The sequence below is a fragment of the Novosphingobium silvae genome (genome assembly GCF_009856825.1).
GTDB classification, from domain to species: domain Bacteria; phylum Pseudomonadota; class Alphaproteobacteria; order Sphingomonadales; family Sphingomonadaceae; genus Novosphingobium; species Novosphingobium silvae.
This window is the reverse complement of sequence record NZ_WVTD01000001.1, coordinates 155087-168467: the sequence shown is the minus strand read 5'-3', so window position 1 is coordinate 168467 and position 13381 is coordinate 155087. Positions and strand designations below refer to the sequence as shown.

Genomic DNA, 13381 nt, shown 5'->3' with positions numbered 1-13381 from the left:
AAGGCGCGCGCTCGGCTCCCAGGCGAGGGCTACCACGGCGCCCTGCCACAACCGCTTCCCTCCCGAGCGATACCGGGCAATCTCTTCGCGACAGGATGGCAGACACCCGCCGAAGCCTGCGAGCTATTTCTCTCGCCGAACTCCGGCCTTGCCACCATCCTGCGCGGCGGACCATGCGAGTTTGCCGCCGATCCACGTTTCAAGCACCCGCGTCTGCCGCAAGGCCGGCGCATCGGCGGTCATCGGGTCCTGGTCCACGAACAGGAAGTCTGCGCGGAACCCTTTTGCGATCCGACCGAGCCGGTTCTCCGCGAAAAGCGAATAGGCCGCTCCAGTGGTGTAGGCGGCCAGCGCCGCCTCGCGGGTCAGGGCCTCTTGCGCTTGCCAGCCGCCTGCGGGTTGCCCGTCCGCGCCCTGGCGGGTGATCGCCACGGCCAGACCTTCGAAGGGGCGTGCAGGCTCCACGGGCGTGTCCGAACCGAAGGCCAAAGTCGCTCCCGCCGCCGCGATAGACTTCCAGGCGTAGGCGCCTGCCAGCCGGCTTTGCCCCAGCCGCGCCTCAGCCATGGTGCGGTCGGAAGCCTCGTGCTGCGGCTGCATCGAGGCGATCACGCCATTGCGGGCGAAGCGCGCGATGTCGGCGGGATCGACCACCTGCGCATGCTCGATGCGCCAGCGCCGGTCGCCCTTGTAGGTGGCCGAAAGGTCTTCGATCGCCCCCAGCACGGCGGCATTCGCGGCATCGCCGATGGCGTGGACGGCGATCTGGAAGTTGTCCATTGCCGCGCGGCTCATCAGGTTGCCAAGCTGCGTCTGACCCATCTGCGGCAGGCCCGAGGATTTGGGATCATCGGCATAGGGCGCCTTCAGCCATGCTCCGCGTGATCCCAGCGCACCATCGAGGTACAGCTTGACGCCGTTCATCTTCAGCCGGTCGTCATAGAGCCAGGGCGAAGGGCCCGGGCCGCCGATGAGGCTCATCGCGTCGATCCCGCCCGCATAGGAGACGATGCGCACGCGAAGCTCTCCGTCGTCGGCGGCGCGGCGGTAGGTCTGCCAGTCCTCGATCGTGGTGCCCATGTCGGCCACGGTGGTGACGCCCTGTGCCAGCAAGGCAAGCTGCGCCTCGCCAAGGGCGGTATCCCGGTCCTCGGGACGCACGCGAGGGAGTCTGGCCTGGACGAGCGCCGTCGCCGCATCGATGAAGACGCCCGCAGGTGCCTTTGAACCGCTCGCCCGCACGATCTCGCCGCCTTTCGGATCGGCGGTGGAAGCAGTGACCCCTGCGGCCGCGAGCGCGGCGCTGTTCGCCCAGCCCGCATGGCCGTCGATCCGGGTGAGCCATGCGGGCTTGCCCCCGGTCACTTCATCGAGTTCGGCAGCGGTGGGCATGCGATCCATCCCCCACTGGGCCTGGTTCCAGCCTCCGCCCAGGATCCAGGGCGCGTCGGGGTGCGCAGCCGCCCACGCCGCCACGCGCGAAAGCGCCTCGTCCAGCGAGCGGGCGGTGGAAAGGTCCAGCGTCATCCGCGCGAAGCCCGTGTCCATGACGTGGCCGTGCGCGTCGATCATGCCGGGAACCAGCACCCGGCCCTTGCCATCGACCTGATACTCGACCTTCTTCGGCCGCTTGTCGCCCTTGTGGTAGACCTGCGTGACGCGGCCGTCAGGGGCGATCAGGAAACCCTGGAAGCGCTCGATGCCGCCCTTTCCATCGGGAGAGATGCCATCGACGTTGTCGACAAGCACGTCTGCGAAGGCGGGGGACGCGGTGAGGGAAGCCGCCAAGGCGGTTCCGGCGAGCAGCGCGAGGGCTGCTCCTGTAGGATGCTTCACTTCTTGCCCTTCTTGGGGAGTCGCTTGATGATCGCGCTCGTGTCGAGCCTGCCGCCGCCCTGCGCCTGTATTTCGGAAAAGAACTGATCGACAAGGGCCGCGACCGGCAGGGACACCCCAAGGCCGCGCCCTTCCTCAAGGCTGAGCCCGAGGTCCTTGCGCATCCAGTCGATGGCGAAACCGAAATCGAATTCGTCCGCGTCCATCGATGTCCAGCGATTGTCCATCTGCCACGACTGGGCAGCGCCGCCGGAAATCGCCTCGTAAACCTTTGCCATGTCGAGGTGGGAGGCCTGGGCGAAGCGAACCGCCTCGGCCAGGGCGGCGACGTTCCCGGCGATGCAGATCTGGTTGGCCATCTTGGCGATCTGCCCCGAACCCGGCTTGCCGACGTGGACGATGCGGCTGGAATAGGCCTCCATGATGGGCCGCGCCGCTTCGATCGCATCGTCGCGCCCGCCGCACATCAGGGTGAGCGTGCCTTTCTCCGCACCGATCTGCGAGCCCGTCATGGGAGCATCGACGCAGTGAATCTTGAGGTCGCGCGCCTCAACCGAGATCTGGCGCGCGATGCGGGCCGACACGGTGGTGTGATCGATGAACACGCCGCCGCGTTTCAGCATTCGGAAGACGCCGTTGGGCCCAAGGACGACATCGGCAAGGTCGTCGTCGTTGCCCACGCAGGTGATCACGATGTCGGCATCCTGCGCCGCGTGTGCAGGGTTGGCGGCGATGCGATGGGCAAGGCCCGGGTTCTGTGCGCTCCACTTGCGCGCGCGCTCGGGCGTGCGGTTGTAGATCGTCAGTTCGTGGCCGGCCTCTCCTATGTGCCGGGCGATCGCGCCGCCCATCGTGCCGAGACCGATCATCGACACCTTGCGGCGCTCTATGCTGCTTGCTGCGGTGCTTTCGCTCATGGAGGCGTTCTAGCGCGTTTTGTCCAAAAGCAAACCGGTCAGCGGCCGTTTCATGTGTTGGCGGCAGCGGATTCGGTGGGAATGCCGACCATGCGGAACCGGGCCGAAGCTTGCTTTCATTTTGCCGCCGTTTCCTTTAGTCGCGCCCAATGGACCAGACTTTGCTCAGCACCGCACCCGGGGCCCTCGTCGACGCGCCCCTGACCGCAGCCGATGTTCGCGCGGCGGCAGAGCGGATTGCGGGCAAGGTCGTGCGCACGCCTACCGAATACAGCGCCACGCTGAGCGCGATCACCGGTGCCGAGATCTACCTGAAGTTCGAGAACCTGCAGTTCACCGCCGCCTACAAGGAACGGGGCGCTCTCAATGCCCTGCTGCAGTTGCCGGAGGACCGCAAGTCGCGCGGGGTCATCGCGGCTTCGGCGGGCAACCATGCGCAGGGGCTCAGCTACCACGGCACGCGCCTGGGCGTTCCGGTGACGATCGTCATGCCCAAGACCACGCCCACCGTGAAGGTCATGCAGACCGAGAGCGTGGGCGGGAAAGTCGTGCTCGAGGGCGAGAGCTTCGACGAAGCCTATGCCCACGCGCGCAAGCTGGAGGTGGAGCTGGGGCTGACCTTCGTCCACCCCTTCGATGATCCTCACGTCGCCGCGGGGCAGGGGACCGTCGGGCTGGAGATGCTCGAGGATGTGCCGGATCTCGACACGCTGGTGCTTCCGGTGGGCGGCGGCGGGCTCTCGTCCGGCATGGGCACCATCGCGCGCGACATCAATCCGGCGATCCGCCTCGTCGGCGTGGAGGCGCAGCTCTACCCTTCGATGTACAACCTGCTGAAGGGGACCAACCTGCCGATCGGCGGCGACACTCTGGCCGAGGGCATCGCGGTGATTGCGCCAGGCCTGATGACGTCCAAGGTGCTGCGCCCGCTTCTCGACGAGTTCCTGCTGGTAAGCGAGCCGGCGATCGAAAGCGCGCTCTGCCTCCTGCTGCAGATCGAGAAGACGCTGGTGGAAGGCGCGGGCGCCACGGGTCTTGCAGCGGTGCTCAACAACCGGGAGCTGTTCGCAGGCCGCCGGGTGGGCATGGTGCTTTCGGGCGGAAACATCGACACCCGCCTGCTTGCGAACGTCCTGCTGCGCGACCTCGCCCGCTCCGGCCGCCTTGCCCGGCTGAGGATCGGCCTTCAAGACCGCGCGGGAGCCTTGTTCAAGGTGGCCAAGGTGTTCCACGAGCATAACGTGAACATCATCGAGGTCTTCCACCAGCGCATCTTCACCCATCTTCCCGCCAAGGGCCTTGTCACCGAGATCGAGTGCGAGGCGCGCGACAAGCAGCAACTGGAAGCGCTCGTGTCCGCTCTGCGCCGCGAAGGCTACGAGGTGAAGCTCGTCGAAACCGAGTGAAGCGCTGCGGCTTCAAGGGTAGGCGCTCATGGCCTGCCGGGAACCGATAACGCCCGTTCGATTTAGCTCTTGCGCGGGAACGGCGGTTCCGTAAGGTTCCGCGTGCCGTTCGCCCCGATGCGGGACGATCATGCCGTGTTGCCACCGGTACGGCGGGATTTCGCCTCAGGCGGCTCGGTTCCTGCGGTTAAATGACTCGCAACATTCTGCGGCGGCAGGCATATTTCGGGAAGAGACGGACACAGCGCCGGCCACAACGCAAGAGGAAGACCCAGTTCGGTGACGGCTCCGGTAAGATTCCCCCGATTCTTCGTGACGAGCCCCGCGCCGTGTCCGTATCTTCCGGGCCGCAGCGAGCGGAAGGTCTTCACCGAGCTGAAGGGGCCTCACGCCGATTCGCTGAACGATGCGCTGGGGCGTATCGGCTTTCGCCGCAGCCAGACCGTCGCCTATCGTCCTTCCTGTATCGACTGCAACGCCTGTGTCTCCGTGCGCGTAGTGACCGGGGAGTTCACTCCCTCGGGCACCCAGAAGCGCACGCTCAAGGCGCACGGCGATCTCGTCGCCACCGTTTGCCGGCCATGGTCCACCAGCGAGCAGTTCGAACTGCTCCAGCGCTACCTGTCCGTGCGGCACCCCGAAGGGGGCATGACCACGATGGACGAGGTCGATTTCGCCGACATGGTGGAGCATACGCCCGTCACCAGCTACGTCGTGGAATATCGGGAGCCGTCGCCGGACGGCGTCAAGCCCGGTCGCCTTGTCGGTGCCTGCCTGACCGACCGGCAGTGCGACGGGCTGTCGATGATCTACTCGTTCTACGACCCCGATCACGAAGGCCGTCAGGGGCTGGGCAACTACATCATCCTCGACCACATCCGCCGCGCCAGGGAGATGGGCCTTGCCTATGTCTACCTTGGCTACTGGGTCGAGGGGTCGCCGCGCATGCAGTACAAGGTACGTTACCGGCCCATGGAAAAGCTCGGCCGTGCGGGCTGGGAACGCATCGATACGGCCGAGCAGGACCGCCTGATCGCCGAAGCCGTCTCCAATCCCCGCAGTCGCGAGGATGCGGCCGGGCCCAAGGACGGAATGGGAAACATCTCCAAGGGGTGATGGCTGCCGGGCGCAGCCGGCGCGCTCTGCCCGAGGGTTTTCAGGTCTTCACTCCGGTTCCAACGCTGGTTCAAGCCGCTGTCGGCAAGCGCAAGCCGACGAACGCGACGCAAAGCTTCAGCATCCGGCAATCCGCGAAATGGTGCGCCTGCCGCGCGACGACCGAGCGATGCGGCGTGCCCAGCCTCCTGTGGTGCAGGTATGTATGACCCCGGTGCTGCCCGCGATCACCGGGCGGAATAGAGTTCCGCTTCCTCCGCCCGCCGGTTCTTCAGGCCGTTCATCGGCTTGCCGTCATTGAAGATCCACCTCGCGAATTCCTTTTCGGCCCCTTCGAAGTCGCCCTTCTTGTGCAGCTTCGCCAGCGTGGACTTACGGATCTGGCCGGTGTTGTAGTGAAACGAGACGAGCGCATCGAATTGGTTCTGCGTCGTCGCGGAAGTGCCGAGAAAGTCGTCCACCGCCTCCACATAGTGCAGGATATCCTGGTCGAACCGCTCGTCGCACTGCGCCTGCGTGAAGATGACGCCCCTCGTCACGTCCGGCCCGGTGGAGCCCCAACCTATGGTCCAGGGCTCGCCATCGATGCTGCCCGGGTCCGCATAGGCGGTGAAGTTTCCGTTCGCGAGGCGTTTGGCACAGCCTTCCCACTTCTTGATGAGGTCGGCTCCGGCCTTTCCTAGAGTTCGGCCGGTCACTGCCGGGGAAGTAGCGGAGCCGGTCGGCGACTCGGGGGCGAGGCTTGCGGAGAGACCGCCGGTCGCCATGTCTATCGCCTCGTCCAGCGCCTCCACCTCGTCTTGCGTGAAGCTGCGGCCCAACAGCTTGCGGACCGCGTCGAATATTGGCTTGCGATTCATGATCATGCCCTTTCGATGCAGAAGATGCGCGCAAGATCGCGTGCAATCGAAATCGCCATGGAAGGCCGGACAGTCTCGGAAAGGAGACCTTTGTGGCCGCCGTCTACTGGTCCACGATTTGCGGGGACGCGCATCGTGTAACTCTGCGCCGGCACTGTAGGAAAGACGGTTGTTCTCACCTGTCGCGAGCTATCGGGATTTGTCATGGCTGGGCCTGCGGCGGGCGCCAACGAGAAAGGGCGCCCGGATCTCTCCGGACGCCCCACTCGGCGAACTGCCTAGCTGGCGGAACTCGCCAGCGCCGATCGGATCAGGCGCTGTAGTACATGTCGAACTCGACGGCCGACGGCGTGGTTTCCCAACGCAGCACTTCCGGCCACTTGAGCTCGAGGTAGGATTCGATCTGGTCTGCGGTGAACACGCCGCCTTCCAGAAGGAATGCGTGGTCGGCCTGCAGCGCGTCCAGCGCTTCACGCAGCGAACCGCAGACGGTCGGCACTTCGGCCAGTTCGGCCGGCGGCAGGTCGTACAGGTTCTTGTCCATCGCTTCGCCCGGATGGATCTTGTTCTTGATGCCGTCGAGGCCGGCCATCAGGAGCGAGGCATAGCACAGGTACGGGTTGGCCATCGCGTCGGGGAAGCGGAATTCCACGCGCTTCGCCTTGGTGCCCGCACCGTAGGGGATGCGGCAGGAGGCCGAGCGGTTGCGCGCCGAGTAGGCGAGCAGAACCGGCGCTTCGTAACCCGGGACCAGGCGCTTGTAGCTGTTGGTGGTAGGGTTTGTGAAGGCGTTCAGGGCCTTGGCGTGCTTGATGACGCCGCCGATGAAGTAGAGGCAGGTCTCCGAAAGCCCGGCGTAGCCGTTGCCCGCGAAGGTGTTCTCGCCCTCGTTCCAGATCGAGATATGCGTGTGCATGCCCGATCCGTTGTCCTTCATGATCGGTTTGGGCATGAACGTGGCCGTCTTGCCATAGGCCTGCGCGACCATGTGCACGACGTACTTGTAGATCTGCATGCGGTCGGCGGTGGTGACGAGCTTGCCGAAGGTCAGGCCCAGTTCGTGCTGGGCGGAGGCGACCTCGTGGTGGTGCTTGTCGCAGGGCAGGCCCATCTCGATCATGGTCGAGACCATCTCGGCGCGGATGTCGACAGCCGAGTCGACCGGCGCGACCGGGAAGTAGCCGCCCTTTGCACGCGGACGGTGAGCGAGGTTGCCCACATCGTAGTCCTTGTTCGAGTTGGTCGGCAGTTCGATGTCGTCGATCTTGAAGCCGTTGCCGTCGTAGCCGTCATAGAACTTCACGTCGTCGAACATGAAGAATTCGGCTTCGGGGCCGACGTAGACGGTATCGCCGAAGCCGGCCGAACGGACGAACGATTCCGCGCGCTTCGCGGTGGAGCGCGGGTCGCGGCCGTAAAGTTCACCGGTCGAGGGCTCGACGATGTCGCAGAACAGGATCAGCATCGGAGTAGCCGAGAACGGATCGGTGTAGACGGCGTCGAGGTCGGGCTTGAGGATCATGTCCGACTCGTTGATGGCCTTCCAGCCCTCGATCGACGAGCCGTCGAACATGAGGCCGTCTTCCAGCTCGTCTTCGCCCAGGACCGACGAAACCATGGTCAGGTGCTGCCACTTGCCCTTCGGGTCGGTGAAGCGAAGATCGACCCATTCGATCTCCTCGTCCTTGATCTTCTGCAGGACGTCCTTTGCACTAGCCATCTTCTTGGTTCTCCAGCGTTACTCTTCCGATCCCGAAAGAGGATAGGGTTGGTCTTGTTGCGGACGCGCGCCGGCCCCCATGCCCTGCGCGCTTCCCATGCCGGCCGTAGCCGGGTTCAGAGAGCGTCGTCGTCGCGCTCGCCGGTGCGGATGCGCACGGCCGTTTCGACCGGTACGACGAAGATCTTGCCGTCGCCGATGCGACCGGTCTGCGCCGCGTCCGCTATGGCTTCGACTACGCGTTCGGCGAGCGCGTCGGGAACGACGACCTCGAGCTTCACCTTGGGCAGGAAGTCGACGACATATTCGGCGCCGCGATAGAGTTCGGTGTGGCCCTTCTGGCGCCCGAAGCCCTTGGCCTCGGTGACGGTGATGCCCGAGACGCCCACTTCGTGGAGGGCTTCCTTCACTTCGTCGAGCTTGAACGGCTTGATGATGGCTTCGATCTTCTTCACGCTTGCCTGGACCCCTGCACTTGCACCCGGACTGTCATCAAGAGGGTACCGGTCCGGGAGCCAGTTGCCTCGCGCGCGAATTCCATCAAGAATCGTGCCAATGCGGTTGGGGCAGTGGTAGGCGAAGTGTGCACCCGCGGAAAGCCCGGAATCGCACCATTTGCCCAGTCCCATAATGTCCTGTTGCAATGTCGCACCTGCCTGGCGGGCAAGTTCTGTTCAACATTGAGGCAGCGCGTGCCCTAAAATTGTGCAACGATGCGGGCCTGTGTGCGGCACATGCGAAAAAGCCGCGCTTCGACAGGTCGGTAGCGCGCTATGCCGGGACAGTGTTGAGTGATGTGCGAAAGCGCGGGTCTTGGAGGCCACGCTCTCCGCTTCAGCAACATTGCATCGGGCGGGCGGGACGAAGCCTGCCCGTGAAGGTCAGAGGCGAAGGCCCGCGGCTTCGTCCAGTCCGGCCATGATGTTGAGGTTCTGCACGGCTGCGCCGCTTGCCCCCTTGCCCAGGTTGTCGAGCATGGCGACGAGGCGAGCCTGGCTGCCGTCGGCTGCGCCGAACACGCGCAGGGTGAGGGTGTCCACCGGCTGTGCTGAGCCCCGCAGCAGCAGCTCGTCGGGCGTATCGCCCACGACGTTTACCACCGGGCTGTCGGCGTAGAAGGTCGCGAGCGTTTCGCGAAGGGTGTCCGCCGATCCGGCGGCAGGCATCATCGAGAGATGCAGCGGCACTTCGACCAGCATCCCGCGATGGGCAGGGACCACCGCAGGCGCGAAGACCGGCGCATGGACGAGCCCTGCATGGGCCTGCATCTCAGGCACGTGCTTGTGGCCAAGCGCGAGGCCGTAGGCGCGAAAGGCGATGTCGGCATCCGCTTCGAAGCGGGCGATCAGGGCCTTGCCGCCGCCTGAATAGCCCGAGACGGCATGGCAGACATAAGGCCAGTCGGCGGGCAGCAGCCCCGCCCGCACCAGCGGAGCGACGAGAGCGATGAAGCCGGTGGGATAGCATCCCGGGTTGCTGACCCGCATGGCTGATGCGATCGTGTCGCGCCCGGTCACTTCGGGGAAACCGTAGGCCCAGTCGGGTGCGGTGCGGAAGGCCGAGGATGCATCGATCACGCGTGTGCGATCGTTGGCGATCATGCCGACGGCCGATCGTGCGGCATCGTCGGGCAGGCAGAGGATCACGAAGTCGGCATCGTTCAGCGCTTCACTTCGCGCTGCATCGTCCTTGCGGCGCTCGTCATCGAGGACGATCAGGTCGAACTCGGCGCGGCCCGCCAGGCGTTCGGCGATCTCGAGACCGGTGGTTCCGGCCGCGCCGTCGATGAAGAGCGTGTGCGCCATCAGTCCAGTGCCACCAGTTGGCCGAGCGCGACGTAGCCGACCTGCCCGTCCTCGCCCAGCTGGCCCCAGGCCCATTGTCCGGCGATGTCGAGGACGTTGAAAGTCGCGCCTGCCGGAAGCTGCGCTAGCACATCCGCATCGTCACGCCCGAAGCTGCGCAGCACCGCGTCTTCGGCGAGGGCGTGAGGCATGGGAACGGCATAGTGCGGCACGAAGTAGCGGCCCGCCAGCTTAATATGGGCAAGGTCGCCGCGGACGGGAAGGCAGCCGGGATCCGCGCGCACGCTCGGGCCGGTCATGGCAAGCATGCCTTCGGTCCGGGGAGGGCGGGTATGCGAATCCACAGGTGCCAACGTCGGTGCGTCTCCAAGAGCCAAGGATGCGCGCGCCTAGCGGAAGCGCGGCGCTACCGCAAGGTCAGGCATAGCGGCCGCGAAGCATGTGCCAGGCCGCGCGCAGTCCCAGAGCCTCCCCGCCCTTGGGCCGACCGGGCCTTGCCGCAGGGCGCCACGCGAAAGTGTCGAAGTGGGCCCAGTCGATGTCGGCCGGGAGAAAACGGTCGAGGAACAGGGCGGCCGTGCTCGCCCCTGCAAAGCCGCTGGATCCCGCGTTGTTGATGTCCGCCACTTCGGACTTCAGGTATTCGCGGTACCCTTCGTGGAGCGGCAGGCGCCAGCAGGGATCGTCGGCTGCCCTGCCGGCGGCGAGCAGCGCTTCGGCGGTGGCGTCGTCGCGAGCGAAAAGGGCGGGAAGATCGGGGCCCACGGCCACGCGCGCAGCGCCGGTCAGGGTCGCGAAGTCGATCACCAGTTCGGGCCTCGTGCCGTCTGCGCCTTCGCCCGCGCGGGTAAGCGCATCGCCCAGGATGAGGCGGCCTTCGGCATCGGTGTTGCCGATCTCGACCGAAATGCCGGCACGGCTGCGCAGGACGTCGCCCGGGCGGAAGGAATTGCCCGAGATCGCGTTCTCTACCGCCGGGATCAGCACGTGCAGGCGCACCGGAAGGTTCGCGGCCATGACGAGGCGGGCGAGTGCCAGCGCATGAGCCGCGCCGCCCATGTCCTTCTTCATGAGCAGCATGCCCGCCGAGGGCTTCACGTCCAGCCCGCCCGAATCGAAGCATACCCCCTTGCCCACGATCGCCACGCGCGGATGCGACGGGTCGCCCCACTCCAGCTCGATCAGGCGCGGCGCGTGGGAGCGGCCCGCAGCCCTGCCCACGGCATGAACCATGGGAAACTCGCGTTCGAGCATGTCGCCGCGCGTGACGCGGATTTCCGCGCGATAAGCCTTGTGGAGCGCTTCGGCCTCCGCTTCCAGCTGGCCCGGCCCCATGTCCTCAGCCGGCGTGTTCACGAGATCGCGCACCAGCATGACCGCTTCCGCTTCGGCGGTGAAGGCATCGATCGTTGCCGGCTCTCCGCTGAGGAGAATGCGCGGGCCTTCCTCCTCCGGCTCGGAAAGGTAGCGGTCGAAGCTGTACTGGCCCAGGATCCAGCCCAGGACCGCTGGACCAGGCTCGCCCCCCACGCGGCGATAAGTGCCCGCAGGAAGCTTTTCGGCCAGCTTCGCCATGCACCAGGTCGAAAGCGCGGCCGCATTCGCGACCCCCAGTACGGCTGCCCAGCCGTCGCCGTCCGGGATCACGGCAAGGTCGTTGGCGGCAGCGGTGAAGCGGTTTGCGGCGATCGCCGCGCGCTGGGGAACGCTCAGCCCCGTCAGGAATTTCTCCAGTCCGTCCTTGTCGACGAGATGAAGGGAAACGGCCTTCTGGCCGCGATCGGGCTGGATCAATGCGTTCTTGTCGCTCATGCGCGTAATCTCTAGCCTCCCTGCCAACCCGAGTGCGAGAGGAATCTTGATGCGATATCGCGGCCTAGTGGCGATCATGGCGCTGACGGGCGCGGCGGCTTGCGGCACATCGCCGCAACCTGCGCCCAGCGCTTCCGCGACACTGGAGGCGGACGGATCGCCGGCAACGCCCGCTCCTGCAACCGAGGCACCGCCGCCCAAGGGCCGGGCGGAGAAGGTGAGCAACGAGTTCTACTCCTTCGCCTATGCCTATCCCGCCCAAGCGGCGGCGATCCCCGCGCTCAACCAGATGCTTGAGGGGCGGCTCGAAGCGGCACGCTCGGATGTCGACAGTTCTGCCCGCGCGGGCAAGGCGGAGATGGACAAGGATGGCTATCCCTTCCACGCCTACGAGCGGCAGGTGGACTGGAGGGTCGTGACCGACCTGCCCGGATGGCTTTCGCTTTCGGCGACGCTGTTCGAATATTCCGGCGGCGCGCACGGGATGACGAATTACGATACGCTGCTGTGGGACCGCGCGGCGGGCACACCGCGCAAGCCCGCCGAACTTTTTACCAACGCGGAGAGCCTGCGCCAGTCGATCCAGGCGCCGTTCTGCGATGCGCTCGACCAGCAGCGTGCGAAGAAGCGCGGCGAGCCGGTGCAGCGCGGCGGGCAGATGTTCACCGAGTGCATCGATCCCACCGCGCAGACGCTGATCCTGGGCTCGTCGAACAATCGGACCTTCGATCGCATCGGCGTGCTCGTCGCGCCCTACGAGGCTGGCCCTTATGCCGAAGGAAGCTACGAGATAACGCTGCCGGTGACGGGTAAGGTGATGGCCGCGCTCAAGCCCCAGTACCGCTCCGCTTTCTCGGCCAGGAACTGAGCGGATCGGGCAGGCAGCGGGGTGCGAGCCGCCGGTATCCTTCCGACCTCGCAATCCGGGCCTGCATGCGCTATCTAGGGACCATGACCGAATACCAGATCGTAGAGCCCGGCCAGGAGGAAGCTCTCCTGCGCGATGGCACCATCAAGCTGCATGGCCCCGAAGGGTTCGAGGGCATGCGCCGCGCCGGCCGCCTCGCGGCAAGCATCCTCGACGAGATCGCGCCCATGGTGCAGCCCGGTGTCACGACCGCCGCGATCGACGACAAGGTACGCGAACTGACGCTCGCGGGCGGTGCGGTCCCCGCGACGCTGGGCTATCGCGGCTACGCGCATTCGTGCTGCATCTCGATCAATCACGTCGTCTGCCACGGCATCCCATCGGAAAAGACGCTCAAGGACGGCGACATCGTCAATATCGACGTCACCCCGCTGCTCGACGGCTGGCACGGCGATACCAGCCGCATGTACCTGGTGGGGGATGTGCCCCTGAAAGCCCGCCGCCTGGTGGACGTCACGTACGAGTGCCTGATGATCGGCATTGCCGAAGCCCGGCCGGGCAACCGGGTGGGAGACATCGGCGCCGCCATCCAGGCCTATGCCGAAGCGAACCGCTACGGCGTGGTGCGCGAGTTCTGCGGCCACGGCCTCGGACGCCTGTTCCATGATGCCCCCGAAGTGGTTCACGCCGGCCGCCCCGGCACCGGTCCGGAACTGCGTCCCGGCATGTTCATGACGATCGAGCCGATGATCAATCTGGGCAAGCCGCCGGTGAAGCTGCTTGCGGATGGCTGGACGGCGGTCACGCGCGACAAGTCGCTTTCGGCGCAGTTCGAGCACTCCATCGGCATCACCGAGGATGGCTGCGAGATCTTCACGACGAGCCCCGCAGGCCTGCACAAGCCCCCCTACGCCTGACGCTTTCTCGCGCCCTGCCGTTCCGCTGCGCGCTGCGTCGTTCGGGGCGTGGCGCCGGGCGGATAACCTTTCGCCCGGCGAGTGCCTTCCGCTCCTGAGCCGGCATCCGGTCCGGAGGCGGGGA

Annotated in this window: 12 protein-coding genes; 4 read left to right on the top strand and 8 right to left on the bottom strand. The window is 66.0% G+C overall.

All coding sequences use genetic code 11. The annotated features are described in order from the left end of the window. Positions 1–123: 123 nt before the first annotated feature. Positions 124–1836: an amidohydrolase gene (locus tag GR702_RS00845; protein ID WP_419880278.1), complete on the bottom strand. Its 1713-nt coding sequence runs from the start codon at positions 1834–1836 to the stop codon at positions 124–126. Next, a complete protein-coding gene (locus GR702_RS00840; RefSeq protein ID WP_160984055.1) occupies positions 1833–2753 on the bottom strand; it encodes an NAD(P)-dependent oxidoreductase in 921 nt (306 codons plus the stop codon). The genes GR702_RS00845 and GR702_RS00840 overlap by 4 nt, the downstream gene beginning before the upstream one ends. A 149-nt stretch (positions 2754–2902) precedes the next feature. Here GR702_RS00840 and GR702_RS00835 point away from each other — a divergent pair, with 149 nt between their 5' ends. Both GR702_RS00835 and GR702_RS00830 read left to right on the top strand, forming a co-directional pair. Continuing rightward, positions 2903–4159, top strand: coding sequence for a threonine ammonia-lyase (locus tag GR702_RS00835; RefSeq protein WP_160984054.1), 1257 nt, complete (start codon positions 2903–2905; stop codon positions 4157–4159). Positions 4160–4438: 279 nt separating this feature from the next. Then, positions 4439–5275 carry an arginyltransferase gene (locus GR702_RS00830; RefSeq protein WP_160984053.1) on the top strand — a complete coding sequence of 279 codons (837 nt, stop codon included), beginning with the start codon at positions 4439–4441 and terminating at the stop codon, positions 5273–5275. A gap of 227 nt (positions 5276–5502) precedes the next feature. On the opposite strand, the gene GR702_RS00825 is transcribed toward GR702_RS00830, so the two are convergent. The 6 genes from GR702_RS00825 to GR702_RS00800 form a co-directional block, all read right to left on the bottom strand. Then, the gene (locus GR702_RS00825) at positions 5503–6135 is read right to left on the bottom strand and encodes a lysozyme (protein WP_160984052.1); all 633 of its coding nucleotides are present in this window, start codon (positions 6133–6135) and stop codon (positions 5503–5505) included. A 310-nt stretch (positions 6136–6445) separates the two neighbouring features. Beyond that, a complete protein-coding gene (glnA, locus tag GR702_RS00820) occupies positions 6446–7855 on the bottom strand; it encodes a type I glutamate--ammonia ligase (RefSeq protein ID WP_160984051.1) in 1410 nt (469 codons plus the stop codon). A gap of 116 nt (positions 7856–7971) precedes the next feature. After that, complete coding sequence (locus GR702_RS00815) at positions 7972–8310, bottom strand: P-II family nitrogen regulator (RefSeq protein WP_008832116.1); 339 nt, start codon at positions 8308–8310, stop codon at positions 7972–7974. A gap of 426 nt (positions 8311–8736) precedes the next feature. After that, entirely contained in the window at positions 8737–9660 is a 924-nt protein-coding gene (gene argC / locus GR702_RS00810) for an N-acetyl-gamma-glutamyl-phosphate reductase (RefSeq protein ID WP_160984050.1), read from the bottom strand. Further along, on the bottom strand, positions 9660–9968 hold the full coding sequence (locus GR702_RS00805) for an SH3 domain-containing protein (RefSeq protein WP_160984049.1): 309 nt from the start codon (positions 9966–9968) through the stop codon (positions 9660–9662). The genes argC and GR702_RS00805 overlap by 1 nt, the downstream gene beginning before the upstream one ends. A 109-nt stretch (positions 9969–10077) precedes the next feature. After that, positions 10078–11472: a leucyl aminopeptidase family protein gene (locus tag GR702_RS00800; RefSeq protein ID WP_160984048.1), complete on the bottom strand. Its 1395-nt coding sequence runs from the start codon at positions 11470–11472 to the stop codon at positions 10078–10080. Positions 11473–11521: 49 nt separating this feature from the next. Here GR702_RS00800 and GR702_RS00795 point away from each other — a divergent pair, with 49 nt between their 5' ends. Together GR702_RS00795 and map are read left to right on the top strand one after the other, a co-directional pair. Next, positions 11522–12340: a DUF4163 domain-containing protein gene (locus tag GR702_RS00795; RefSeq protein ID WP_160984047.1), complete on the top strand. Its 819-nt coding sequence runs from the start codon at positions 11522–11524 to the stop codon at positions 12338–12340. A gap of 83 nt (positions 12341–12423) precedes the next feature. After that, complete coding sequence (gene map, locus GR702_RS00790; RefSeq protein ID WP_160984046.1) at positions 12424–13257, top strand: type I methionyl aminopeptidase; 834 nt, start codon at positions 12424–12426, stop codon at positions 13255–13257. Positions 13258–13381 lie beyond the last annotated feature (124 nt).

Coding starts and splice junctions, on each gene's coding strand:
- GR702_RS00840 (WP_160984055.1), bottom strand. CDS start 2,753: ATGAGCGAAAGCACCGCAGCAAGCAGCATAGAGCGCCGCAAGGTGTCG.
- GR702_RS00835 (WP_160984054.1), top strand. CDS start 2,903: ATGGACCAGACTTTGCTCAGCACCGCACCCGGGGCCCTCGTCGACGCG.
- GR702_RS00825 (WP_160984052.1), bottom strand. CDS start 6,135: ATGAATCGCAAGCCAATATTCGACGCGGTCCGCAAGCTGTTGGGCCGC.
- glnA (WP_160984051.1), bottom strand. CDS start 7,855: ATGGCTAGTGCAAAGGACGTCCTGCAGAAGATCAAGGACGAGGAGATC.
- argC (WP_160984050.1), bottom strand. CDS start 9,660: ATGGCGCACACGCTCTTCATCGACGGCGCGGCCGGAACCACCGGTCTC.
- GR702_RS00805 (WP_160984049.1), bottom strand. CDS start 9,968: ATGCTTGCCATGACCGGCCCGAGCGTGCGCGCGGATCCCGGCTGCCTT.
- GR702_RS00800 (WP_160984048.1), bottom strand. CDS start 11,472: ATGAGCGACAAGAACGCATTGATCCAGCCCGATCGCGGCCAGAAGGCC.
- GR702_RS00795 (WP_160984047.1), top strand. CDS start 11,522: ATGCGATATCGCGGCCTAGTGGCGATCATGGCGCTGACGGGCGCGGCG.
- map (WP_160984046.1), top strand. CDS start 12,424: ATGACCGAATACCAGATCGTAGAGCCCGGCCAGGAGGAAGCTCTCCTG.